This window comes from Burkholderia sp. BCC0397 (assembly GCF_902832865.1).
Classification (GTDB): domain Bacteria; phylum Pseudomonadota; class Gammaproteobacteria; order Burkholderiales; family Burkholderiaceae; genus Burkholderia.
The window spans coordinates 46,425-69,590 of the sequence record NZ_CADFDL010000005.1; the positions used below are offsets into that span (position 1 = coordinate 46,425).

Here is a 23,166-nt window from a genome sequence, read left to right on the forward strand (position 1 = left end):
CGACATGGCACTTACCACCAAGCGCCCCGTAGCGATCCACGCACGCGGCGCGGTCACGACGATCGAGGCAGGCAAGCCGTTGCCGGCCGGCACGCCGGATCGCGTCATCAAGATTCTGCAGGCGCAGGACGCGCTCGACGACATTCCGTCGACGCCGGCCGCTGCACCCGCTGCACCCGCTGCTGTCGCGCCGGCCGCCCAGGAAGCCACCGGGGCCGAAGACGGCAAGAGCACCGCGACGCCCGCCAAGCGCTGACCGCCTGGCGCGTCATCTACCACCCCCACCTGAGGATAGACATGGCCACCAAACAGTATTGCTGCTTCAAGGGCCGCGGCGACATCGGCCTGGTCGAATATGCGAAGCGTCTCGCGCGCACGGCCGGCTTCGTGTCGGTCGGCAACGCTCCGGTTTTCAACCTGACTGCAACCGAGACCACCGAAACCGTCAAGGATTACCAGAACCCGGCAGGCGGCACCGCGTGCACGCTGCGCGAGATCGACACGATCGGGATCGACCTGACGTTGCGCTGCCACTCGCCGCGCAACTGGTCGCTCGCGACGAGCGGTGCAGGCGACGACCAGGACGTCGCTTCGCAAGCGATCGTCGACGAACCGCATGTGTTGTGGCCCGGTACGGTCGAGCCACTCGCCAACCTGATCGACGACTCCGTGCCGGTCATTGTCACGTCCGTCGACGGCAACACGACGTATGTGGCCGGTACCGACTACGAGCTGACGGCGGCTGGGTCGATTCGGGCACTGGACGGCAGCGCGATTCCGGCACCGACCATCACGTTGGGCGTCGGTCAGCCGAACATCCACGTCAGCTACACGCGCAAATCGCAGCAGCTGATCCAGTTGTACTCGAAGCCGACGCCGGAAATGGCGCTGCATTTCGACGGCTACAACGTCGCCGAGAAGCCCGTCGTGCCGGTGCAGTTCGACCTGTACCGCGTGGTATTCGGCCCGGCTGCGACCGTGAACGTCATCGGCGACAACCTCGCGCAGCTCGAGCTGAAAGGCACGGTCGAGCGCGATCCGACTCGCTCGGCCGGCACGCTCAGCAATCCGTTCTCGCAGTTCGGCACGCTGAAGATCTGACCATGCTGACGGACTACCAGGCGATCTACAGCCCTGCCTATTTTGGGCGTGGTGCTGTCCACGTCGGCCGGCCATTGCGAGGCGACGGCTCGGTCGACGCGCTTGGTTGGCAGCAACGTGCGGCCGGATCTGCATTGCAGCTGCCGCCGGGCCGGCCGATCGGCAATGCGCGACGCCTGGACGTCACGCCGCAGCTCACGCGGCTGAACGTCTCTGCGTGGGACGCGACGGACAACACGATCGTCGATGGTGTCACGCTCGCGCTGGAGCTGTACGGCCATGGTGGAGCGAACCTCGCCGTGGCGTTAGGCAGCTCGCACAGTCAGGCGGTCGGCACGCGACACGACGACGTCATCCAGGTAAGTCACGCCGCAATGCCGGCCGGCAGCATGCTCTTCACACGTCATCTTGTCGACGTCAATTTTCCTGTCATCTGCCAGCCCAGCTGGACGACGTGGGAAGAAGGTGTGCACTGGACTCGAACCGAGCACGGCCCGCAGATCCTGGTCGGTTCCAGTGGTCCGAGTGGCGCATCGATCCAGGTGTCGTATACGTCGGCCGGTGGTGCCGAGGAAGTGTCGGGAAGCTACCGCATCGGCGAGATGAGCCTCGCCTACGCCGGGATCAATCGATACGACCGATCGGCGGTCCGTCTGGACTGCTATCGCGCCAGCATCGCGTCTGTCGACGGCATGCCGATGATCAGCGAATCGATCGGCGTCGTCACGCTTACGTTCAACCTCATGCCCGTACGCTTTGGCCGCGGCGATCTCCGTTGGTATCGCCGCATCACCGGGACTCATATGGCAGGTGCCTATGCCTAACCAGCAGTTTGCGCGCGGGATCTTTGCCCAATTCGGCACGATCGAAAATCCCTTCCAGAGCCCGAACGGGATGGAAGAAAACTTGCGTCTAATCGACGACCACATCGGCCCGTATACGCTGAACGGTCCGGTCGCGCCTGACGAACCGTATCCGGAAGACGCTGCAAACGGCGATGGTCAAATCTACACCGATGGTACATACGCGATTTATAACGGGAGCGCATGGAAACGCTATCCGGCATTCAAGGGCATCACGTTCGTCGAACTGAACGGCTCGATCTGGACCAATACCGGCACGAGCTGGCGCGTTCCGGTAATCGCACCGGTGAGCCCAAAACAGTTTGGGGCAAAGGGTGATGGCGTTACGTACGACGACGACGCACTCGACCTGTGGTGTGCGTATCTTCTGGCATCGGGACGAAGCGGTTATCTCGACGCAGGCGTGTACAAGCGCCGGACGCCATGGGTCATTGATCTCAGCTCCGCATCGCCGAAGGGCTTGAAGATATTCGGTGATGGGCAGCAGACGTCGTTTATCGACGTCAACGACGTCACCACTTCACCCGCCATCCTCATTACCGCTTTGCCAGACAGCGACGGGGCGGGTTTTTACAGCTCGTTCCGAGATTTTGCCATTCGCGGCAACATGCCGGGCACGTTGCTGATGCTTGGGCCGGCGGACAATTCCGCAGCGTTGAACGCGATCGAGTTCAGCAACCTGTGGGTCGGCAACCACAGCACGTCTGGGGATGCAAACGCGATCCAGGTCAACTATGTGTTGGGATCGAAATTCGACAACGTCGTCGCTGCAAACAATCACGGCGGTGACGCATGGAGACTCTGTGCGGCTGCGTTTTGTACGTGGATCGGCGGAGCGGGAACGTGGGCGCAACGCGGGATGCACCTCATGTTCAACGAGAGTCCCTACGGGACGATCGCCGGGAATCTGTTCATCGGTATCGACTTCGAGGAAAACGTCGAATCCAATATCAAGATTGACACGCCGAATGCACACAACAACGAATGGCGTGGCGGAACGCATGTTTACGTTCCGGGGATGACGCATGCGGTCGATGCGCTGCAGGGCTACAGCAACGTCATCAGCAACCCGAGTATCAATACGGGTGCGGTGCAGGCCACCTTCGCGAACTTCTTCGCCAATCATGTCGGCGTCGCCGTTCAGGGAGTTGCCGGGCTTTTCTACGGAAACGGCCCGGGCAATCCGACGTTCAATGCGTATATGTCGGCGGCCCAGGCACCGACCCCGGCCACGTGGTCGAAGATCAATTTCAACACGATTGACTTCCAAAACGGCAACTCCTACGCACCTTCGAATCAGCGGTTCACGTGCCAGGTGCCGGGCGTATACGACTTCAGTGTGCTGATCCGAGTCACGGCGACGAACTCGTCTCTCGCGACACATCAGCTCTCGCTCTATCGGAACGGGGGTGAGATGAGGACTTGTGTTCAAAACGTCGCAGCTGGAACGAACACCATCACGATACAGCTCACGGCTCAGTGTGTCCTTTCAGTGGGTGACTACGTCGAAGCGTACGCAAATCTTGCAGCGACGAGTGGCGCGCCTTCTATCGGAGGCGGGAATGCCGCTAGTTACTTGTCGGGTGCGCTACGGAGTATTTAAACGCCCAACGCATTTACAACCTCTTACATTAGTGGTGACTCTGATGAACCTGTTTAACCGCCCCACACCGAAGAAGCTCGGCGACGTCGACGTCGAGGTCACGCTGCTGGCATGGAGCCAGTTCGACGACGCGATCGCGATCGGCACGTGGATGCAGCAGTTCCCCGACATGATGCCGACCATTGAGGATCTGGCGAAGCTGCGATCCGACAGTGATTTGCGCAGCGCGATCGACCGCATTGTCACCGGTTGCATTTCGATGCCGACTGATGAAGTCGCGCCACAGGGCGAGGAAGCTCGCGTGAAGCGCCTTTCGGCGAGTGACGTCCAGGCGATGCCGGTCATGATCCTCCTGGAAGCAGTGCTCCTCATCATGGAAGTGAATCTGGATTTTTTTTTGCAGAGCCTGAGGACGTGTATGGCGATCAGAAACCGGATGCCGTTGACTGGTTCGCCATTGCTCAGCAGCTCATCGGCGCCGGCCACGACCGAGGTGCCCTCCGCGGCTACACCCTCGGCGAGCTGACCGGATACCTGCACGCGATCGCGGAGCAGGCTGAACTGAAAGCCCAGCACCAGGCGATCCATACGGTCGCCGCCCTGGCGGGACATGGATCGTAATCGGAGCACCACGTGACATCAGAGCTTTCCGTCGCACTGCGCGTACAGCCCAAACTGGATGATGCCCGGCGCGCGCTCAGCGAACTCAAGCGGGAACTCAACGACCTGCGCCAGAGCGCGCAATCGACGACGGCTGCGGTCAGCTCGGCGGGGAGCTCGCCGACGTCGACGTCGGCGACTGACCCAAACGCAGCTGCAGCCAACCAGGCGGCAAGCGCTTCGGCCACGGCGACGACCGCATTACAGCAGCAAACACAGGCTGCCGGCCAGGCGGCGCAGGCTGCAGCCAAGCAGGCCACCGCGACGCAAGGCGCAACCGCTCAGACCACAGCTCTCACCACGCAGACCCAGCAGCAGACGCAGGCGACCACGGCCGCGGCTGCTGCTACCGATCGCGAGCGCGAAGCGATCCAACGCCTTATTGGACAGCTCGACCCCACCGCATACAGCGCGCAGCGCCTGGCCGCAGCAGAGAACGAGCTCAACATGGCGCTCTCCAAGGGCCTGATTACTGTCGATCAACACAACCGATTGATGGCGCAGGCACAAAAGCAGCTTGGAGGTACCGGCGCATCCGCCGGTCAGACCGTGCAGGCCATGCGCCAGTTGCCGGCGCAGATCACCGACGTCGTCACCAGTCTGTCGTCAGGCATGCCGGTGTGGATGGTTGCGATTCAGCAGGGTGGCCAGATCCGCGATTCGTTCGGCGGGTTCGGTGCCGCGTTGCGTGGTGTGTTCTCGCTCATCACCCCTGTCACCGCCGCGATCGCGGTCATCGGCGGTGCCATCGGGGCATTCGCACTCAGCGTGTACAAGGGCGAACAGCAGTTACTGGCGTTCAATATCGCACTGCAGTCGACCGGCAACGCGGCGGGCGCGACGCTCGGCCGCATCGAATCAGTCGCGAAGGCAGCGCACGACGTCAGCGGGATTAGCGAGGCTGCAGCACAGTCGGCTGCGATTGCGATGGTGCAGACCGGGCGCCTCGGGATCGAGACAATCGGCAACCTGACGAAGGCGATCTCCGGCTATGCAGAGACGACCGGTCAAGACACGGACAAAGCGGCCGCAAGCCTCGCTCGGATGTTTGTTGACCCGAAGCAAGCAATCAAGGAACTGGACGACCAGTTCAATCTGCTGACGCCGGCACAGCGGGCATACATCAATCAGCTCATCGAACAGGGGCAAACCGAGCAGGCGCAGCTGCAGATCAGCGAGGCATTGGCGCAGCGCTTCGGCAAGTTGCTGCCGGAGAACCTCGGCGTGCTGCAGCGTGCGCTCAAAGGTATCTCCGATGCGGCGAAGGAAGCGGTCGGCTGGATGATGTCGCTCGGCAAGCAATCGTCGCTCGAACAGCAGATCAAGGATTCTCAGGCGCGGATCGAGCAACTGACCAGTCGGAACACGTCGCCAACCATGTCAGCGCTTTTCGGCACCGACAAGGCACTGGCCGACGAGCAGACGAAGCTGGCGAACCTGAAACAAAAGAAGGCCGCCGAAGACAAGGCGGCCGACGAAGCCGAGGCGAAGGCGGCGAAGGATCGGCACATCAAGGCTTTGCGGGACGATTTTGAGTCGCAGACGAAGACGTATCAGACCGCGCGGGAGAAGATCGCCGACGAGAAGAAGAAGCTCGATCAGTTGCTTGCGGCCGGCCCGGCCGGCGGCGGCATTTCACAGGCTCAGTACAACGAGCGCCTGAAGGCCGTCACCGACCGAGCCAACCGGGGCCAGGGAGGCAATGCCGGTGCGATCGCTGCCGCACAGGCGAAGGCCGATCTCGAAACGTTGCGCAAGACGTTCCAGGAATCCGATGCACTGATCGTCAAGGCGCTCGAAAATGGCCGCCTGTCCATCAACGATGCTTACGATAAACGCACGGATGCACTGCATAAGGAAGTTGCTTCAGAGCGAGAAATCCTTGAGACCGAACTCGTCAATCCGAAGACGAGCAAGCAGCGGCGCATCGAGATTCAAGCGCAAATCAAGGGTCTCGACGCTGAGCTTGCCAAGGGCGACCGCCAACTTGACGATTGGCGTAGGAAGGAGGAACTCAAACTCGCGAATCTTACTGTCAAGCTGCGTATCGATACGGCGAATTTGACCGGGCAATTCGATCGGTCAGCAATCGAGCAGCAACTGCGGACGCAGTATGCCGACCAGATCAAAGCATCGTTTTCGCTGAGCGACCCGGCTGAAGTCATTGATTCGCAGCAGCGAATCGAGATGTTGATCGAGGCCGGTTCTGCACAAGCTGAGTTCAATGCGAAGCTGGAAGAAGCTTCGCGTCTGCAGGCGCAGCTGGGTGTGATCGAGCAGGAATACCAACAGCGCGCAGCCCGCGGGCAGATCAGTCAAATTGAGGCCGAAGCGCAGATCAATCATGCGCGAGCCGCGCAGGTTCCCGTGCTGCAGGCGATCGTCGACGAATTGCAGCGGATCAAGGGAGCGATGCCGGCGGATGCTGCTGCCGCGATCGACAAGATGTCAACCAGCGTCGGTGCGCTGCAGAACCAGGTGGCGGCAGCGACTCCGGTCGTCGTGGATCTCGGCACGCGCCTCAAGAACACCCTCGTCGACGGTGCTGCCGACGCTGCCGCGTCCGCGGTGTCGAACTTCGAGAACCTCGGGCAAGCCGCATCGACCGTGCTCAAACAGATCGCAGCGGACATCGTGCGCTCCGACATCAAACGTCTGCTGACAAACCTGTTCACGCCCGATTCGACCGCAGGCGGTGCGACGTTCTTCGGGTCCATCATCGGTGGCGTGAAGAGCATTTTCGGATTCGCCGAGGGCGGGCTGATTCGCGGCCCCGGCACGGGCACGAGCGACAGCATTCCGGCTTTGGTCGGCGGTGCACGGCCGATCGCCGTGAGCAACGGCGAGTTCATCCAGAACGAACGCGCGGTGCAGCACTACGGCCTTCCGTTCATGGAGGCCGTTCGAACGCTGCGCCTTCCGAAGCCGGCGTTCGCGTTCGGCGGGCTCGTGTCGGCGACTCGCGCGGCTTCGCGCTTTGCGACCGGCGGCGCAGTCTCCAGTGCGACGCCGACGACGAGCAGCGCGACCTCGACGCGGGTCGAGCTGGTCAACCAGGACACGCCCAAGCGCGCAGTCTCGGCGGAATCCTATTTCGACGGGAAAGACATGGTCACCCGGGTGGTGCTCGCAGATGCGAACACTAACGGGCCAATGACGCGTGCGCTCAAGGGTGCGCTGAGCCGGAGCTGATATGGCCTATACCAAGTTTCCCGCCTATGCACAGCACATGCTCGACGACACACAGTTGCAGGCAACGACGGGCGTCGAGCGCACCGAGATGGACGACGGCTTCATCGCACAGGTGCCGATTCAATCGCTCTCGCGGTACGAGGTTGGACTGACGTATCGGCTCCGCAGTCCCGAGGATCGCGAGGCTTTCGAGCACTGGCGCAGCACGGAGCTCGTCCAGGGCGCCCGTTACTTCGCTTGGCCGGATATCTTCGATCCGGCCGGGACTGCTGTCCGGCGCGCACGCATCGTCAACGGGACGGTCACGTACAAGCTGCTCGACAAGCTGATGCAAAACTTCTCCGTCTCGTTCACCCTCGAATTCTGGAGGTAACCCCGTGGCACGTAAGTCGCCCATTTTCCGCCGCGCGGCCCAGCAACTTGCGCCGGCCGACATGCCGCTCATCCTGCTGGAGATTTCGCACGCGCTGCTCGCCGAGCCGCTGCGATACGTCAACGACAACCAGGACATCATGAGCAACGGCAACAACTACGTCGCCTGCGCCTTCCAGTTCGTGTGGCCGGACGACCAGGATCAGCAGGCACCTGTCTCGCAACTCTCAATCGGTAATCTCGGCGGTGGGCTCGGTGCGTTCTTCGAGCGTACGCACGGCGGCAAGGGAACGCGCGTGACCGCCCGGCAGATCATGCGCAGCAACCCCGATTTCATTGAAGACGAATTGCGCCTCGATCTGCGAAACATCCAGGTCACGACTGTCGCCGTATCGGGACAGTTGGGCTATGCACGAATTCTCGACATGCCGGGCACTGCATATACGTATCGGCCGGAAACGGCGCCGGGGATTTTCTGATGGCGCACTGGACTGAGCGCTATCTCGGTATCCCGCATGCGGAACTCGACTGCGGACAGCTCGTCGAGCGAGTGTTACGTGAGCAGTTCGGCCGCAACGTACGATTCCCGCGCCGTCAACATGACGACCTCGCGCACCGCTCATCGCTGATCGTCGATCACGCTGCCGAGTTCGCGGAACCGATTGCAGCGCCTGTCGACGGTTGTGGTGTGTTGATGTGGGCGCGCGGCCGCCGCGCTCACATTGGTCTGTATGTCGTCGTCGAGGGCATCCCCTACATCCTGCATAGCGACCAGGCCACTGGCAGTTCGGTCTTGTCTCCGCTCCATCGGCTTCCCGCTTGGTATCGAATCGAGGGCTATTACGCATGGCTGTAACCGTACTTCCGGCCGCTCAGGTCGTCTATTCGCCGAATCCGCTCCGGCCGGCTGCAGACCGGGAAAGCCGAAGCGTCGCGCTGACAGGCGGCGATACCGTGCGCGCGATCATTGACCGGATCGGGCTGGGCGGTACGGTTTTGGCCGTCTTGCTGAATGGGCGCGCGATTCCGAACGATCTGCTATCGAGCACGGTGGTCGCGGGTGGCGACATGCTCGTAATTCGCCAGACGGTCGCCGGCGTCGAGGCCAGCAAGGTTGCAGCCTGGGCCATCATGCAGTTAGAGGTCGGTGCAACAGTGGCCGCCGTGATCGGTGCGACGGTCAGCTTTGCGGTCGGTGCGGCGATCGCCTTCGTTGCAACGACGATCCTTGGCTCGCTAACCGCCCGCCGGCCGTCGACCTCCTCGGGCTCCAATGACGATTCGCCGACCGCATTTTCGATCGAGGGCGGCAGCAACAGCGCTCGGCCGTACGATCCACTGCTGATCGTGCTCGGTCGGCACCGCGTGTTTGCCGACTACGGTTCGCGCCCGTTCGGCGAATTTATCCTCGACCCAAGCACGACGACCGAGGTCATCAACGCCACACCGCAGACGGTGCAACTGGTTCCACCTGAGTTCGGGTTCAGTGGGTTTCCGCCAGAGGTGGATGAGCCGTGGGTGTTAATCCGTTCGGACGCGAACTACGACTACTACGGCGACAACGCTGTGCGGTCGTATGTGACAACGGACGGACCGGTCACTCAGCCTCATACGTTCGTCGCAAGGCACAGCACTGATGGTTCCGGCAGTGGGCCGGATCAGGCTACGACCTACGAGCAGTTCGTACAGGCGGATCCTTCCGGTTTTTTCCCGCCGCAATGGTTGCCGATGGATACGCCGCAAGCCGTTATCACGCGCTACGGCTACACGGTGACGTACAAGACCGAGCAGCTCGTCAGCATCTTCAACTATGGGTTCGGCGACCTTTCTGTCAGCGATCGGCGCGTTGGCGCGAACGACTTGGCGCAGTACAACGCGGTGCAGCTGGATGTCAGCTCGGTGCCACCCGGGCAAGGCGATCGCACCCAACTGATCGGCTACAGCAGCCCGAATTGGCCAAGCAACAGCTATCCGGGCAATGTGCAAACGATCGAGGGCGGTGCATTAGAGCAGCACGCCAACGTGCTGAATGGAGGCTGGATCGAGCGCCAGGGATCGATCGCCGCACGGTTCATCCAGATTGACATCAGCGGTCGCCTGCTACGTCAGGAGGCGGGCAATATCGCCAACCTGTCGTGCACCTTCGAAGCCGAGTATCAGACGCCGGGCAACAGCACATGGTTGCCGTTTCCGTTTTCACCGATGACGATCACAAATGGCTCGACGCGGATCGTGCGCGAGACATTCTCCGCATACCTCGACCAAGTCGCCATCAAGGTCCGCGTGCGGCGGACGACGGTCGAGCCGACCGATGCGAACCAGGTCTCGGAGCTCCAACTGATACGGATCAAATTCTTCCGTGATGGTGATGCTCTGTATCCCGCTCAGCGTCGTGAAGGGTTGATCATTCGCGCGACTGGCCAGCTCAATGGACAGGTCGATCGTCTGTCGGCCCTCGTCGAAATGAAATGCTGGGTGTGGGCATCGAATCAGCCTTGGGACGGGTCGATACCCGGAACCGGCAACGGCGCTTGGATCTGGCAGGCGTCGGTCAATCCTGGGTTCCTGTATCTCTACTACGCCCGTGGCGGGTTTCTCAACGCGAGCGCCGCGCCGGCACACCTCGGGCTCGCGGGCTGGCTCGACGAGCCGAACCCGACCAACGGCGAGCGGATCTTCGGCGCGGGCCTCGCCAACACCGATATCGACTACGGCACGTTGATCGCCTGGGCTCAGTGGTGCGCAGCGCAGAATCTTGAATGCCATCTCAGCCTGGCCGACGTGAAGAGCGTTTTCACGGTGCTCAACACGATCGCAGCCGCCGGCCGCGCGCGCATGAGCTGGGCGCCGGGCAAGCTGAGCGTCTGGTGGGAGGCCGCGGGCCAGCCTTCGACGGCTGCGTTCGGCGCCAGTAACATCGTCGCTGGCACGTTCAAGATCGCCTACGACACCGACGAGTCCGTCGACGGATTCGTCATGTCCTACACCCAGGCCGACAACGACTACCAGCCCGATGAGGTACGCGCAACGCTGCCCGGCGTCACCCAGCCGGTGAACTGGCAGTCGGTCGACGCTGCGTATTCGATGCCGCGCAGCCAGGCGCAACGGCTGGTCAATCTACTCGCTGCAGCCAAGCACTACTTCCGGCGCTCGATCACGTGGGAAAGCACAGCGTTCGGTCTGACAGTGGCGACCGGCGACGTGATCCAGCTTGCGCATGACCTGACACGTTGGGCTTACAGCGGTCGCCTGATCGCCATCGACGTCGACGCCGGCCGGGTGCGGAGCGTGACGTTGTCGGCCGAGGTCGAGGCAGTGCCGGGTGACACCGAGTTCTGGTTGATGGTGACGCCTCCAGGTGCAGATCCGGTCTCGTACCGATGCGCGCGGCCGGTGGGGCGAACTCGCAAGGTGGAACTGCTCGACGTCTGGTCGGCCGACAGCGCCCCGGGCTGGCTCGATGCCAGCGAGCCGAACTCGGCCGCCAGCTCGTTCTACGAGGACACGGTGCCCGAGGACTGGACTTGGCTGGCCGGCCCCGCGCCGACGCCGGGCAAGCGAGTGCGGATCATCGGAACGGAGCCGAGCAGCGATCGCCGCGTGCGGATCACGGCACGCGACGAGGTGGCCGAGTACTACCCGCTGGAATGGGGACTCGGCAACGTGCCGGGTGTGGCGAGCGGCGAGCGGGTTGTCGCGCGTCTGTTCAATCTGGCAGCGTCGCGAATGGCCGACGGTGGCCAACGGGTGACGTGGGAACTGGATGGCGCGGTCGGTGCCGACGTGCGCGTCGCTGTCGCGGGCGGCCCCGAGCAGCAGGTGCCGATTGCCGGCCGGCTGACGGTTGTTGGATCTGAGCTGTTATTGCCGGCATACGCCCGGGGAACGCGTCTGCATATCCATGCGCTGCCTGTTGCTGCCGGCACACCGGTTGCTATCGAGGGTGACGTGGTCGACGTCGTCGTCTCGTGATCGGCGGTAACCGTCAGTTTCGTGTGGTGTAATCCTGTTTTCCGACACGAAATTATTGCTGCACCTGATTTATCGCGCTTACCCGGCCCGATTTATCGCGCGCGGCTTCACGATGCGCGGCCATGTGCGGCTTGCGTGATCTTGAGGCGTGACGGGCGCGGGCGTCAAGGCATCGGCAGGACGCTGCGATCGCGCCGGATCGTCCGTGTTCGCGCATGCCGATGCCGCACGTTGCCGAAACGGTGACGCGCGGCACGAATCGTAGGCCGATCAACGGGTTAGCGCAGGCTTGCGCAGGATATCCACACGCTTGCCAACAAAATCTGTGGGTAAGTGGCGCGGCGCCGGCCCGGCAGGCCTGCGGTGGTGACGACGAGCATCGGACGACGTACCTCGTCGTGGCGTCGTGATGCGAAGTGCGGCGAAGCGGTGTGCGCGATGGCCATGACTCGCGCCTCGTCTGCATCACGCGTGCCAAAGTCCATCGGATCAAGGGTTTAGCGTCGTGGTGCGCAGGATATCCACAAGCTTGCCAACATTTTCTGTGGAGAAGTCCGCGTTCGCGATGCGGCCGATGCCACGCTTCGCACGCGGGCTTACGCGGTGCAGATACCGGCCACGCCGACCTTCTGGAACAGGTGCGGGCTGGCGACGGCGGACGACGGATAGGCCGACAGCTTCGCGACGAACTCCGGATGCGTGAAGGCCGCGCGAAACGCGTCCGTCGATTCCCAGATCGCGTAGTTCAGGTAGGTCGGGCTGTCGCCGAGCGCGCGATGAAGCTGCGTCGAAATGAATCCCGGCTGCCGCTTCATGAACGCCGCGTCGTCCTTCCAGACGGCGAGAAAGTCGGCTTCGTCGGCGGGCGCCAGCGTGAACACGTTGACGAGCACGACCGGCGCCGCGTCGATCGCGATCTGTTGCTGGATCGGAAAGGCCGGATCCATCGGCTTGAACTGAGGCATGGGCACTCCTGGTGGGGTAGAGGGCAAACGGGCAGCTATGCGTGGCCGTCTTGGCCGTGCGCGCCGGACATCGCCGACAGCACGCGCAGCGCCGCGTCGAGATCGGTCGAGCTGAAGTCGCCGGCGATGTCGCGAACATGCCGCTGCCACTGCTCGACCACGGCCTGATAGGCCACTTCGCCGCGCGGCGTCAGCGCATACAACGGCGAGCGCTTGTGCGCCGGATTGGGCAACGACAGCACCAGCCCCTCGTCGGTCAGCACGTTGATCTGTTTCAGGACGGCCTGCCGCGTGATGCCCATCGCATCGGCGATCTGCGGAATGTTCGGCGCGTCCGGCGCCATCGAGATCGCGCCCAGCACCTGCCAGCGCGCACTGGTCAAGCCGTGCGGCCCGGCGAAGGTGTTGCCCCATTCGATCAGCAGGCCGTTCAACCGGAATACGGACAGCGCGACGGCGGTCAACTTGTCGGATTTCGTCATATCCAGCTCGGATCGTAAATTGACAACTACTTTACGTAATGGACAACTGGTTGTCAAGTTGACGGATGAGCGTCACCAGACGAAGGGGTTGTTGTATTGCAGCGTGGAGAAGCACGCGAACATCGTCGAAACCTCGACCGGCCTTCGGATCGAGCGGATCGTCTAGGACAACTGACGCGAGCGCGTGCTTGCCCCGCGCCGGCGCATTTGCCGCGCACGCACGACAAACCCTTTTCGATCAAGGGCTTGGTGCCGTTAATGGAAGGTTGTCCACAAGCTTGCCAACATTATCTGTGGACAAGCCGCCCGCCGCCCGCGCATCAGGCCGGCCGCGGAAAGCGCACCGTGACGGTCAGCCCGCGCCCGCCGCGCGTGGTCCCGAGCGCGACGGTCGCGCGATGCTGTTCGGCGATCCGCTTGACGATCGACAACCCGAGCCCGCTGCCCGACGACGTGGCGGCTTGCGCGCCTTCGCCGCGATAGAAGCGTTCCCACACGTCCGTGCGTTCGGCCTCCGGGATGCCGGGGCCGTCGTCGGCGACTTCGAGCACGGGCGTCGTGCCGTCGATGCGCGCCGACACGTCGACGCGCGCGCCTTCGCCCGCATAGCGGATCGCGTTGTCGACGAGGTTGTTCAGCAGCACGCGCAACGTGTCGGCATTGCCCGCGGCCATCACGGGTGCGCCGACGATCGCACCGAGATCGATCCGGTGCGCGTCGGCGACGCGCGCGCGGTCCGACACCACCGAGCGGCACAGCGCGGCGAGATCGACCGGCGCCGACGCAGAGGCGGCCGCCTGCGCATCGGGTTCGAGGCGCGCGAGCGTCAGCAACTGTTCGGCGAGGTGGCCGAGGCGCGTCGTGCCCGCATGGATTTGCGCGAGGATGTGCTCGCGTTCGTCGGCGCTCGCCGCGCGTCGCAGCAATTCCGACTGGATCGACAGCCCCATGATCGGCGTGCGCAGCTCGTGCGCGGCATCGGCGATGAAGTGCCGCTGCAACGTGAACGAGCGGTCGAGGCGTGCGAGCAGGTCGTTGATCGCTTCGGCGAGCGGGCGCACCTCGTTCGGCATCGATGCGACGTCGACCGGCTCGAGGTTGTTCGCATTCCTGCGTTTCAGGCCGGACGCAATCGCCCGCAGCGGCCGCAGCCCCGCGCCGATGCCGAACCACAGGCCGAGCGCGAGCAGCGGCAGCATCGAGAACACCGGCCACAGCAGGTGGACGGCGATGCCCGCGATCGCTTCCCAGCGCGCATGCCGCGCCTGCGCGAGCCGGATCGTCGTGCCGCCGCGCTCGGTCACATAGGTGCGCCACGGCTGGCCGCCGACGTCGACGCTCGCGATGCCCTGCTGCGCGGGCGGAGGCAGTTTCGAATCGCGGTCGGTCGAATACACGAGCGTGCCGTTGCGCCACACCTGCAGCAGTACCGCATCGGGGTCGCTCGCTTCGAAGCCGTGCTTGCCTTTGGCGTGGTTGCTGAACGACAGCTCGCCGTTCGGGCCGACGACGATCTGTTTCGACATGCTGCGCATCTGGTCGTCGAGCAGGTCGTCGAGTTCGCGCAGCGCGCCCCAGTAAGTGCCGGCGCTCGCGACCAGGCCGATCACGCACGCGGCCGGCAGCAGCCACGTCAGCAGGCGCCGCCGCAGCGATGCGTTGCGCCAGCGCGCGACCGCGCGTTGCATGCGCGTCACGTGCCGTCACCGATCCGGTAGCCGACGCCGCGCACCGTGCGGATCATGTCGTGGCCGAGTTTCTTGCGCAGGTTGTGGATATGCACCTGCACAGCGTTGCTCTCGATTTCCTCGCCCCAGCTGTACAGCCGTTCCTCGAACTGTTCGCGCGAAATCACCGCGCCCGGTTCGCGCATCAGCTCGTGCAGCAGCACGAATTCCTTCGGCGACAGCGGCACTTCGTCGTCGTCGAGCCAGACGAGATGCTTGACGGGATCGAGCCGCAGCGGGCCGATCGCGAGCGTCGTCTGCGCGCGGCCTGCATGGCGGCGGCTGACCGCGCGGATGCGGGCGAGCAGCTCGTCGAGCTCGAACGGCTTGACGAGATAGTCGTCCGCGCCGCTGTCGAGGCCCGCGATGCGGTCGGGCACGCCATCGCGCGCGGTGATGATGATCGCGGGGAGGTTTTCGTCGCGGCGGCGCAGCGCGGCGAGCACTGACAAACCGTCGCGGTTCGGCAGTCCGAGATCGAGCAGCAGCAGCCCGTAGCCGGTGGCACGCAGCGCGAGCGACGCGGCGTCGCCGTCCTTCACCCAGTCGACCGCGAAGCCTTCCTGTTTGAGGCCCTGTTCGAGCCCGCTGCCGATCAGCGGATCGTCCTCGACGAGCAGTACGCGCATGGATTCGTGTCTCTCCAACGGGGGCGCCACGGCGCCCGGGGTTGTCATGATAAGCGCACGCGTCTTAGGCCGAGCTTAAATGCGCGCGGTGCGCGGCCTGCTTTCGTACTCGTCCAATGCGGCACCGTGTCGCTTCGGTATACCCTTCAGGTTTGCTTAATCTTACGGTCCGTAATCTGGCGCCGTCGCGTTCAACGGAGCGCGGCGCCGCATCGAAGAAGAGGACCACGATCATGAAACACCTGGCCAGAATCCTGGCGGTGGCGCTCGTCGCGCTGCCTGCCGCCGTCTACGCGCAATACACGGGGCCGTCCGCGCTGACCACGACGACCGTGAAGGAGCTGCTCGCCAACGGCCGGGACGACCAGCACGTGCAGTTGCAGGGGCGCATCGTCAAGCACGTCGGCGGCGAGGATTACGAGTTCGCCGACGCCACCGGCTCGATCCGCGTCGAGATCGACCACAAGCTGTGGGCAGCGGGCCAGCCCGTCAGCGACCAGAACGAAGTGAAGCTGACCGGCGAATTCGAGCGCAAATGGTCGGGCCGCGTGAAGGTCGACGCCGATCACGTCGAAGTACTGCGCTGACCGGTGGGCGCGGGGCCGGTGATACCATGGACGACCGGTTCCCGTTCTCACCAAGATGGCCGCCAATTTCGACGAACTCGCGTCCCGGATCCGGGCGCAATTTTCCGAGCTGAGCCCGCAATTCCAGGCGGGCGCCGCCTTCCTGCTCGATCATCCCGACGAAGTCGCCACGTCGTCGATGCGCAAGGTCGCGCAGCGCGCGCAGGTGCAGCCTGCGTCGCTCGTGCGGCTCGCGCAGCAATTCGGCTTTCCCGGCTGGAACGAGCTGCGCGACCTGTGCGTCGCGCGCGTGCGCACGCGTCCCGAGCCGCTCACGCAGCGCGCGCGCTCGCTCGTGCGGCCCGACGCGAAGGCGTCGCTCGCGCACGACCTGCTCGCCGCGCAGCAGCACAACCTGTCGGCGACCGCCGCGCAGAACGAGCACGCGCTCGCGGATGCGGCGAGGCTGATCCGCAAGGCATCGCACGTGCACGTGGCGGGGTTTCGCTCGTGCTATCCGGTCGCGTTCGGTTTCGTCTACGGTTACCGGCTGTTCCGTCCGACCGTGTCGCTGCTCAACGGCGTCGCCGGTTCGCTCGAAATGGAGCTGCGAACGATCGCGAAGCAGAGCGTGACCGTGATCATCAGCTTCGCGCCGTATTCGGCCGAAGCGACGCGCGTCGCGCAGGCCGCGAAGGCGCAGGGCAGCCGGATCGTCGCGATCACCGACAGCGCGGTGTCGCCGATCGCGCTGCACGCGGACGCGCAACTGATCTTCACGCACGACAGCCCGTCGTTCTTTCCGTCGCTGGTGGCCGCGCATGCGATGGCCGAGGCGCTGGTCGCGCAGTTGCTGGCGCTCGAAGGCAGCGATGCGATCGCGGCGCTCGAGCGGACCGAAGCGGAACTGCACGCGAAGGGCGCGTACGTCGTTTGACGGGCGCGGGATGTGCGGTTTCAGCCAACCTTCATTGACGACCCGACGTAACCGATGACGTTGACCTATGCAGTGACCGATGCGGGCGACGCGGAGGTGCGCAAGCAGATCGTCGCGCCGCTCATCCGCTTCAACGAAAGCCAGGCCGGCCCGGCCGACTTCCGGCCGCTGGCCGTGATCGTGACCGACGCGGCCGGCACGGTGGTCGGCGGCCTGTGGGGCGGTACGGCATTCGGCTGGCTGCATGTCGACCTGCTCGTGGTGCCCGAGGCCGCGCGCGGCCAGGGCGCCGGCACGCGCATCATGGATCTGGCCGAACGAGAGGCCATCGCGCGCGGCTGCCACAGCGCGTGGCTCGACACGTTCGACTTCCAGGCGCGGCCGTTCTACGAGAAGCGCGGCTATGTCCGCTTCGGCGAGCTGCCCGATTATCCGGTCGGGCACACCCGCATCTTCCTGACGAAGACACTCGCGGGCTGAGCGGCGCCGCGCCGCACGGTTGACGATGCCGACGGCCGTCGCCTACGATACCGGGCAGCGACGCAGGTCGCTTCCGGGTCCGCGGAAAGGGTTCAACCCACCTGTCGCAGCAAATCCAGTCTTTCCACATCCTTTGTGCTGGCGGTATTGCGGACCTTCGGCCATCCATGCACGAGGATCCGCATGAAAAAGCTGCCTCCCCACGCCCATCCCGATCATCTGAAAAAGCAGGCCAAGGCATTGTTGCGCCTGTATCGGCAGGGCGACGCCGATGCCGTCGCGCGCTTCGTCGAATTTCTGCCCGCCGCCGCGAATCGCACGCATGACGAAACGCTCGCGCTCGGGCTCCGCCTGCACGACGCGCAGTCCTGCATCGCGCGCGAGTACGGTTTTGCTTCATGGGCCGATCTCGGCGTTTTCGTCGAAACGCATGCGCTCGCGCGGCAGCCACGGTCGCTGCTGATTCGCCGCTGGCTCGATCTCGCCTACGGCGCCGACGTGACCGGCGGCTTCGACGCGGCCCGGCCGCGCGTCGCCGCGCAATTGCTGCTCGACCATCCCGATCTCGTGTCGGCGGACCCGGCCATCGCGTGCGCGGCGGGCGATCTCGACGCGGTGAAGGCGGCGCTGGCCGCCGATCCCGGCTGGATCGCGCGCGCCGGCGGTGCGTTGAAGTTGCCGCCGCTCGTCGCCGTCACGCATTCGCGGCTCGGGCAGCTTCCCGAATTCGCGGCCAGGCTGCGTGCGTGCGCCCGTCATCTGCTCGATGCGGGCGCCGATCCGAACCAGCGGATCGGCAACCGGTATCCGCCGGCCTCGCTCGCCGAGCCCGACGAGTCGGCACCGCTGTCGGCGCTGTATGGCGCCGCCGGCGTCAATCGCGATCCGGCGCTCACCGCGATGCTGCTGGAAGCCGGCGCCGATCCGAACGACGGCGAATCGCTGTATCACTCGGTGGAGAACCCGGCGTGCACGCGCCTGCTGCTCGAGCACGGCGCACGCGTGAGCGGGACGAATGCGTTGCGGCGCGCCCTCGACGTGCCGGACGCGGCCGCGCTCGAATGGCTGCTCGCGCATGGCGGCGATCCGAACGAACCGGCCGGCGAAGGGCCGACGAAGATGTGGGGCGCGCCGTTGCTGCGCGCGATCGCGGTGCGTTGCCCGGCGCGCCATGTTGCCGCGCTGCTGGCGGCCGGCGCCGATCCCCGCGCGCGGACCGCCGCGGGCGTCAGCGCGTACCGGCTCGCGATGCAGACCGGGTTGTCCGACGTCGCGGCGCTGTTGCGCGCGGCCGGCGCGGAGGAGGCGCTCGATGCGCAAGACGCGTTCGTGGCGGCCTGCGCGCGCGCCGATGCCGACGACGCGCGGCGCATCCAGGCACGCCATCGCGAACTGCCCGGTGCGCTGTCCGATGACCGGCTGCGGCTGCTGCCGGACGCCGCCGCGTGGGGTTCGCGCGATGCGGTGAAGGTGATGGTCGAACTGGGCTGGCCGATCGCCGCGCGCGGCGGCGACTGGGACGCGAGCGCGCTGAATCACGCGGTGTTCCGCGGCGACGCCGAACTGCTGGCGTTCCTGCTCGCGCACGGCGCAAGCTGGCGCGACCTGCACGGGTTCGGCAGCGACGCGCTCGGTACGTTGTCGTGGGCGTCCATCAACGAACCGGAGGGCGTCGGCGACGCCGACTGGGAAGCGTGCGCGCGCGTGCTGCTCGCGCATGGCGTGCCGCCAGCGGTGCGCGATCCGTCGAATCCAGATGGCGTGCTGATCGACGGTCGCGCGATGCGCTTCTCCGAGGCCGTCACCGACGTGTTGCTCGGCGTCGACGCCGGGCTGCCGGCATCGACGTGAACCGACGCGGGCGGCCATGCGTGGCGGCTGGCAGTCGGCACTGGCGAGTTTTTCCTGTTGCGCGACGACATTTCGGCGAACGCTGAAACGTCGCGTGCACGACCGGCGTAAGCTCACCGTCAACACCTTCCCGGAGTTCGCGATGCCCCGTTCCGACCTGCAAGCCCGCCACGCCGAAGCCTTCCGTGCGCTGCATACGCGCCCCGGCGCGTTCATCATCCCGAACCCGTGGGACGCCGGCACCGCGCGCCTGCTCGCGATGGCCGGCTTCGAGGCGCTTGCCACGACCAGCGCCGGCTACGCGTTTTCGAAAGGGCAGCCCGACAACGCGATCGACCGCGACGCGATGCTCGATCACATCGCCGATCTCGTCGCCGCGGGCGGCCTGCCCGTCAGCGCCGATCTCGAGAACGGCTTCGGCGACGCGCCCGACACGGTAGCCGAAACGATCCGGCTGGCGGCCGAGGCGGGCGCGGTCGGCGGCTCGATCGAGGATGCGACCGGCCGCGCCGATACGCCGATCTATGCGCGCGACGCGTCGGTCGAGCGCATCGCGGCGGCCGTCGACGCGGCGCGCGCGCTGCCGTTTCCGTTCACGCTGACCGCGCGCTGCGAAAACTACCTGCACGGCCGCCGCGATCTCGACGACACGATCGCGCGGCTCGTCGCCTATCGCGACGCCGGCGCCGACGTGCTGTATGCGCCGGGCATCACCGACGCCGACGAGATTGCGGCGGTGACCCGGGCGGTCGGCGCGCCCGTCAATGTCGTCATGGGCCTGCAGGGCGGGTTGCTGAGCCTCGACGAGCTGGCGGCGCTCGGCGTGAAGCGCGTCAGCGTCGGCGGCGCGCTGGCGCGGGCCGCGTTCGGCGCATTCCTGCGCGCGGCGACGGAGATGAGGCGCGACGGCACGTTCACGTTTACCCGGGCGGCCGTACCGGGGCGCGATATCAACCGCTGGTTCGCTGCGCCGGATAATTCACCGATTTTGTTCGATGAATGAGCCCCAATAAAATCAGGAATCGTTTCCACTTAAGCATTGATTGACAATAATCAACCGGTTTCGCGTCCGCATTAATTGTCGATGGCGACGAGAAAATCGTCGTTTATTCTCCGCATTCCGCCCGATCGGCTGCAGCCGGCGCGCAAACCGCGCCGGGTATGAGGCTCGGCGGGCCGTCATACGTGACGATGCCGCGCATTGTTGCAGGTTGCCGTTCAGAACGTTTCAGTGCAGGGGAGTTGCCGGATTATTTTTTGATTGATAATCTGCGGCACGTTCCAATGACCGGTGAGTGGGCCGCCGGGAATATCAATATATTCAATATATAAAAAGCTGAGAGAGCGATGACGATCCGAGAAAATCACCGAGTCAGGTTTCGCGTGGGCGATGTCGTGACGCTGAAAACGGGCGGGCCGCGCATGACCGTCACGTATGCGGGACCGGTCGTGTTCGACGACGGCGACTGGCTGATCTGCCAGTGGTTCGACGAAAACGGCGAGTTCCGGCAGGAAATGTTCCCTCACGACACGGTGGTGCCCGAGCCGCGCGCGATTTCGGCCGGGCGGGTCCGGCTGCGCATGCAGTCGCACCGCTACCGGTCGGCGGCCTGACGCCGGCCGGGCGCTGCAATGCCGCCGGGCGACGGGCGGCCGGCGGCCGGCGGCGCGTGGCGCCCGTGCGACGACATTTCACGCCATCCCGAAACATGCGGCGGTGCGCTGCGCCGATACTGAACGCATGAACCCGACCGATCCGATTGCCGCGGTCACGCACCGCGATCCCTATCCCTATTACGCCGCGCTCGTCGACGGGCCGCCGCTGGCGTTCGACGCTACGCTCGGCCTGTGGGTCGCGAGCCGCTCGGCAGCCGTGACGGCCGTGCTCGGCCATCCGGCCTGCCGGGTGCGCCCGCTGGACGCGCCGGTGCCGCCCGCGTTGCGCGGCACGACGGCCGGTGCGCTGTTCGGCGAGCTGGTGCGCATGAACGATGGCGCGTCGCGACACGACGTGCCGAAGCAGGCGTTGCGCGCGGCATTCGCGCCGATCGACACGGATGCGCTGCGCGATCGCGCCGACGCGCTTGCCGCGCGACGGCTGCCCGCGCCCGGCGATGCCGACGCGTTGAACGCGTGGTGCATGACGGTGCCCGTGTGCGCGGTCGCCGATCTGCTCGGCTTCGACGAAACGCAACTCGACGACGTTGCGGCGCGGGTCGTCGAGTTCGTCGCCGCGCTGTCGCCGCTGTCGGATGCCGCGGCGCTGGCGCGAGCGAGCGACGCTGCGCGGCAACTGCTCGACCGTATGACGGAACGCGTCGCGCAGTCGCAGGCGCACGACGGCACGCTGGTCTCCGCGGTGCAGCAGGCAGCCCGCGCGTCGGGCTGGCAGGCGAGCGGCGCGCTAGTAGCGAATCTCGTCGGGTTGCTGTCGCAGACGTGCGAGGCGACGGCCGCATGGCTCGGCAATGCACTCGTGGCATGGAACGGCGAAGCAGGCGTGATGCCGGACGCGGCCGCGCTCGACGCATTCGTCGCCGAAGTCGGGCGTTTCGATTCACCGGTGCAGAACACGCGCCGCTTCGTCGCGGCACGCACGACGATCGAAGGCGTGAGCGTCGAAGCCGGCGACGCGATCCTCGTCGTGCTCGCCGCGGCGAACCGCGATCCGGCCGTGCATCGCGATCCGCACCGGCTGATGCCCGGCCGCACGGCAGGGCCGAATTTCGGCTTCGGCACGGGGCCGCATGGATGTCCGGGCGAACGGATCGCACGGGCGGTGACGGCGGGGGCGTTCGCGGCGCGATTGCGCGCGGGCGGCTGGCCGCCGCGCGATGCGCTGAAGTGGGATTACCGCGCGTCGACCAACGTCAGGATGCCGAAGTTCGACGCGATGCGGTGAAGGGGAAAGAGGGACTTAACGGCAGCCTTGCTTTTCCGCCCATCGCTCCTGGGCGGCGACGCGGCGCTGCACGCGTTCGACGAGGCCGGTCGAGAAGGTCCGCATGCTGACGCCGCGGCGCTTCGCGAGGATCGTCTGCGCGACGTCGGTGCTCGGATTCGGCTGGCACGCCCAGTACAGCGTCATCAGCCAGCCGATGCCCGTCCACGCGAACAGCGCGTTGAACATCGCAATCGTCAGCTTGTCGTGCCGGCCGCGCCGGTCGGCAATGACGGCCGGCAGGAAATAGAGCGCGATCGCTGCGACTGAACCGGCCACTTGAATCAGGACTGCATCATGCATGGTGCTGCTCCGTCCGAACTGCAATGAGGCTGATTGTCGCGCTTTTTCCGTTTGTGTGCAGGCAATTGATTGTTGCGCTTTTAGTGACGATCAGGCGGCTTCGGCGTCCGCCGGCTGCACTTCGTTGCTCAGCGCGAAACCTTCGTCGAGCCAGCCCGTCACGCCGCCGATCATCAGCTTGACCGGGCGGCCGAGGCGCGCGAGCCGGATCGCCGCGCGCGCGGCGCCGTTGCAGTGCGGCCCCGCGCAGTAGACGACGAACAGCGTGCCGGCCGGGTAACCGGCGAGCTTGCTTTCGATGATCTTGCGGTGCGGCAGGTTGCGCGCGCCGGGCACGTGGCCGGCAGCGAACTGGTCGGGGCCGCGCACGTCGAGCAGCACGAAATCGGGCGTGCCGGACGCGAATGCGTCGTGCACGTCCCAGCAATCGGTCTCGAAGCGCAGCGATGCCTCGAAATGCGCGAGGGCGGCGGGGCTGTCGGCGGCGGGGACGTCGGTGACGTAGGACATGGTGAGGCTCTC

At 65.3% G+C, this 23,166-nt stretch carries 24 protein-coding genes; 17 read left to right on the forward strand and 7 right to left on the reverse strand.

The window, feature by feature from the left end; all coding sequences use genetic code 11:
* Positions 1–4: 4 nt before the first annotated feature.
* The 10 genes from HWX03_RS17655 (at position 5) to HWX03_RS17700 (ending at position 11,763) form a co-directional block, all read left to right on the forward strand.
* Positions 5–256 carry a hypothetical protein gene (locus tag HWX03_RS17655; RefSeq protein ID WP_175872035.1) on the forward strand — a complete coding sequence of 84 codons (252 nt, stop codon included), beginning with the start codon at positions 5–7 and terminating at the stop codon, positions 254–256.
* A gap of 41 nt (positions 257–297) precedes the next feature.
* Positions 298–1,101, forward strand: coding sequence for a hypothetical protein (locus tag HWX03_RS17660; RefSeq protein WP_175872036.1), 804 nt, complete (start codon positions 298–300; stop codon positions 1,099–1,101).
* 2 nt (positions 1,102–1,103) lie between these two features.
* Positions 1,104–1,925 carry a hypothetical protein gene (locus HWX03_RS17665; protein ID WP_175872037.1) on the forward strand — a complete coding sequence of 274 codons (822 nt, stop codon included), beginning with the start codon at positions 1,104–1,106 and terminating at the stop codon, positions 1,923–1,925.
* Positions 1,918–3,567 carry a hypothetical protein gene (locus HWX03_RS17670; protein WP_175872038.1) on the forward strand — a complete coding sequence of 550 codons (1,650 nt, stop codon included), beginning with the start codon at positions 1,918–1,920 and terminating at the stop codon, positions 3,565–3,567. Before HWX03_RS17665 ends, HWX03_RS17670 begins: the two co-directional genes overlap by 8 nt.
* A 43-nt stretch (positions 3,568–3,610) precedes the next feature.
* Entirely contained in the window at positions 3,611–4,093 is a 483-nt protein-coding gene (locus HWX03_RS17675) for a hypothetical protein (RefSeq protein ID WP_175872039.1), read from the forward strand.
* A 107-nt stretch (positions 4,094–4,200) separates the two neighbouring features.
* Entirely contained in the window at positions 4,201–7,419 is a 3,219-nt protein-coding gene (locus tag HWX03_RS17680) for a phage tail length tape measure family protein (protein WP_175872040.1), read from the forward strand.
* Position 7,420: 1 nt separating this feature from the next.
* A complete protein-coding gene (locus HWX03_RS17685; protein ID WP_175872041.1) occupies positions 7,421–7,792 on the forward strand; it encodes a hypothetical protein in 372 nt (123 codons plus the stop codon).
* A 4-nt stretch (positions 7,793–7,796) separates the two neighbouring features.
* The gene (locus tag HWX03_RS17690) at positions 7,797–8,270 is read left to right on the forward strand and encodes a DUF1833 family protein (RefSeq protein WP_175872042.1); all 474 of its coding nucleotides are present in this window, start codon (positions 7,797–7,799) and stop codon (positions 8,268–8,270) included.
* Positions 8,270–8,647: a hypothetical protein gene (locus HWX03_RS17695; protein ID WP_175872043.1), complete on the forward strand. Its 378-nt coding sequence runs from the start codon at positions 8,270–8,272 to the stop codon at positions 8,645–8,647. The genes HWX03_RS17690 and HWX03_RS17695 overlap by 1 nt, the downstream gene beginning before the upstream one ends.
* On the forward strand, positions 8,638–11,763 hold the full coding sequence (locus tag HWX03_RS17700) for a phage tail protein (protein ID WP_175872044.1): 3,126 nt from the start codon (positions 8,638–8,640) through the stop codon (positions 11,761–11,763). The genes HWX03_RS17695 and HWX03_RS17700 overlap by 10 nt, the downstream gene beginning before the upstream one ends.
* Before the next feature lie 278 nt (positions 11,764–12,041).
* Here the strand turns inward: HWX03_RS17700 and HWX03_RS17705 are convergent, their stop codons facing one another.
* The 5 genes from HWX03_RS17705 to HWX03_RS17725 all read right to left on the reverse strand — a co-directional run bounded on the left by HWX03_RS17705 (position 12,042) and on the right by HWX03_RS17725 (position 15,566).
* Positions 12,042–12,209, reverse strand: a complete 168-nt coding sequence (locus HWX03_RS17705; protein ID WP_175821921.1) for a hypothetical protein — start codon at positions 12,207–12,209, stop codon at positions 12,042–12,044.
* A gap of 150 nt (positions 12,210–12,359) precedes the next feature.
* A complete protein-coding gene (locus tag HWX03_RS17710) occupies positions 12,360–12,728 on the reverse strand; it encodes an antibiotic biosynthesis monooxygenase family protein (RefSeq protein WP_175872045.1) in 369 nt (122 codons plus the stop codon).
* A gap of 35 nt (positions 12,729–12,763) precedes the next feature.
* Entirely contained in the window at positions 12,764–13,210 is a 447-nt protein-coding gene (locus tag HWX03_RS17715; RefSeq protein ID WP_175872046.1) for a MarR family winged helix-turn-helix transcriptional regulator, read from the reverse strand.
* 320 nt (positions 13,211–13,530) lie between these two features.
* Positions 13,531–14,907 carry an ATP-binding protein gene (locus HWX03_RS17720; RefSeq protein ID WP_175872047.1) on the reverse strand — a complete coding sequence of 459 codons (1,377 nt, stop codon included), beginning with the start codon at positions 14,905–14,907 and terminating at the stop codon, positions 13,531–13,533.
* Positions 14,904–15,566, reverse strand: coding sequence for a response regulator (locus HWX03_RS17725; RefSeq protein ID WP_027781177.1), 663 nt, complete (start codon positions 15,564–15,566; stop codon positions 14,904–14,906). The genes HWX03_RS17720 and HWX03_RS17725 overlap by 4 nt, the downstream gene beginning before the upstream one ends.
* 233 nt (positions 15,567–15,799) lie before the next feature.
* Between HWX03_RS17725 and HWX03_RS17730 the strand changes: the two genes are divergently transcribed.
* From HWX03_RS17730 to HWX03_RS17760, 7 genes are all read left to right on the forward strand, one after another.
* Complete coding sequence (locus tag HWX03_RS17730) at positions 15,800–16,153, forward strand: NirD/YgiW/YdeI family stress tolerance protein (RefSeq protein ID WP_174434018.1); 354 nt, start codon at positions 15,800–15,802, stop codon at positions 16,151–16,153.
* A 55-nt stretch (positions 16,154–16,208) separates the two neighbouring features.
* Positions 16,209–17,069, forward strand: a complete 861-nt coding sequence (locus HWX03_RS17735) for a MurR/RpiR family transcriptional regulator (protein WP_174388330.1) — start codon at positions 16,209–16,211, stop codon at positions 17,067–17,069.
* Between the two features lie 54 nt (positions 17,070–17,123).
* A complete protein-coding gene (locus tag HWX03_RS17740) occupies positions 17,124–17,549 on the forward strand; it encodes a GNAT family N-acetyltransferase (protein WP_175872048.1) in 426 nt (141 codons plus the stop codon).
* A 183-nt stretch (positions 17,550–17,732) separates the two neighbouring features.
* Entirely contained in the window at positions 17,733–19,400 is a 1,668-nt protein-coding gene (locus HWX03_RS17745; RefSeq protein ID WP_175872049.1) for an ankyrin repeat domain-containing protein, read from the forward strand.
* 142 nt (positions 19,401–19,542) lie between these two features.
* The gene (locus HWX03_RS17750) at positions 19,543–20,403 is read left to right on the forward strand and encodes an isocitrate lyase/phosphoenolpyruvate mutase family protein (RefSeq protein WP_174434021.1); all 861 of its coding nucleotides are present in this window, start codon (positions 19,543–19,545) and stop codon (positions 20,401–20,403) included.
* A 344-nt stretch (positions 20,404–20,747) separates the two neighbouring features.
* Positions 20,748–21,014 carry a YodC family protein gene (locus HWX03_RS17755; RefSeq protein WP_126368973.1) on the forward strand — a complete coding sequence of 89 codons (267 nt, stop codon included), beginning with the start codon at positions 20,748–20,750 and terminating at the stop codon, positions 21,012–21,014.
* A 127-nt stretch (positions 21,015–21,141) separates the two neighbouring features.
* Positions 21,142–22,302 carry a cytochrome P450 gene (locus tag HWX03_RS17760; RefSeq protein ID WP_175872050.1) on the forward strand — a complete coding sequence of 387 codons (1,161 nt, stop codon included), beginning with the start codon at positions 21,142–21,144 and terminating at the stop codon, positions 22,300–22,302.
* Positions 22,303–22,317: 15 nt separating this feature from the next.
* Here HWX03_RS17760 and HWX03_RS17765 read toward each other — a convergent pair whose 3' ends face one another.
* Together HWX03_RS17765 and HWX03_RS17770 are read right to left on the reverse strand one after the other, a co-directional pair.
* Complete coding sequence (locus HWX03_RS17765) at positions 22,318–22,644, reverse strand: superinfection immunity protein (RefSeq protein WP_174434023.1); 327 nt, start codon at positions 22,642–22,644, stop codon at positions 22,318–22,320.
* A 90-nt stretch (positions 22,645–22,734) separates the two neighbouring features.
* On the reverse strand, positions 22,735–23,154 hold the full coding sequence (locus tag HWX03_RS17770) for a rhodanese-like domain-containing protein (protein WP_175872051.1): 420 nt from the start codon (positions 23,152–23,154) through the stop codon (positions 22,735–22,737).
* Positions 23,155–23,166: the final 12 nt, after the last annotated feature.

What these genes read in the sequence shown, in the direction of transcription:
- HWX03_RS17655 (WP_175872035.1), top strand. Translation starts at nt 5, where the DNA reads ATGGCACTTACCACCAAGCGCCCCGTAGCGATCCACGCACGCGGCGCG.
- HWX03_RS17660 (WP_175872036.1), top strand. Translation starts at nt 298, where the DNA reads ATGGCCACCAAACAGTATTGCTGCTTCAAGGGCCGCGGCGACATCGGC.
- HWX03_RS17665 (WP_175872037.1), top strand. Translation starts at nt 1,104, where the DNA reads ATGCTGACGGACTACCAGGCGATCTACAGCCCTGCCTATTTTGGGCGT.
- HWX03_RS17670 (WP_175872038.1), top strand. Translation starts at nt 1,918, where the DNA reads ATGCCTAACCAGCAGTTTGCGCGCGGGATCTTTGCCCAATTCGGCACG.
- HWX03_RS17675 (WP_175872039.1), top strand. Translation starts at nt 3,611, where the DNA reads ATGAACCTGTTTAACCGCCCCACACCGAAGAAGCTCGGCGACGTCGAC.
- HWX03_RS17685 (WP_175872041.1), top strand. Translation starts at nt 7,421, where the DNA reads ATGGCCTATACCAAGTTTCCCGCCTATGCACAGCACATGCTCGACGAC.
- HWX03_RS17695 (WP_175872043.1), top strand. Translation starts at nt 8,270, where the DNA reads ATGGCGCACTGGACTGAGCGCTATCTCGGTATCCCGCATGCGGAACTC.
- HWX03_RS17700 (WP_175872044.1), top strand. Translation starts at nt 8,638, where the DNA reads ATGGCTGTAACCGTACTTCCGGCCGCTCAGGTCGTCTATTCGCCGAAT.
- HWX03_RS17705 (WP_175821921.1), bottom strand. Translation starts at nt 12,209, where the DNA reads ATGGCCATCGCGCACACCGCTTCGCCGCACTTCGCATCACGACGCCAC.
- HWX03_RS17710 (WP_175872045.1), bottom strand. Translation starts at nt 12,728, where the DNA reads ATGCCTCAGTTCAAGCCGATGGATCCGGCCTTTCCGATCCAGCAACAG.
- HWX03_RS17715 (WP_175872046.1), bottom strand. Translation starts at nt 13,210, where the DNA reads ATGACGAAATCCGACAAGTTGACCGCCGTCGCGCTGTCCGTATTCCGG.
- HWX03_RS17725 (WP_027781177.1), bottom strand. Translation starts at nt 15,566, where the DNA reads ATGCGCGTACTGCTCGTCGAGGACGATCCGCTGATCGGCAGCGGGCTC.
- HWX03_RS17730 (WP_174434018.1), top strand. Translation starts at nt 15,800, where the DNA reads ATGAAACACCTGGCCAGAATCCTGGCGGTGGCGCTCGTCGCGCTGCCT.
- HWX03_RS17735 (WP_174388330.1), top strand. Translation starts at nt 16,209, where the DNA reads ATGGCCGCCAATTTCGACGAACTCGCGTCCCGGATCCGGGCGCAATTT.
- HWX03_RS17740 (WP_175872048.1), top strand. Translation starts at nt 17,124, where the DNA reads ATGACGTTGACCTATGCAGTGACCGATGCGGGCGACGCGGAGGTGCGC.
- HWX03_RS17745 (WP_175872049.1), top strand. Translation starts at nt 17,733, where the DNA reads ATGAAAAAGCTGCCTCCCCACGCCCATCCCGATCATCTGAAAAAGCAG.
- HWX03_RS17750 (WP_174434021.1), top strand. Translation starts at nt 19,543, where the DNA reads ATGCCCCGTTCCGACCTGCAAGCCCGCCACGCCGAAGCCTTCCGTGCG.
- HWX03_RS17755 (WP_126368973.1), top strand. Translation starts at nt 20,748, where the DNA reads ATGACGATCCGAGAAAATCACCGAGTCAGGTTTCGCGTGGGCGATGTC.
- HWX03_RS17760 (WP_175872050.1), top strand. Translation starts at nt 21,142, where the DNA reads ATGAACCCGACCGATCCGATTGCCGCGGTCACGCACCGCGATCCCTAT.
- HWX03_RS17765 (WP_174434023.1), bottom strand. Translation starts at nt 22,644, where the DNA reads ATGCATGATGCAGTCCTGATTCAAGTGGCCGGTTCAGTCGCAGCGATC.
- HWX03_RS17770 (WP_175872051.1), bottom strand. Translation starts at nt 23,154, where the DNA reads ATGTCCTACGTCACCGACGTCCCCGCCGCCGACAGCCCCGCCGCCCTC.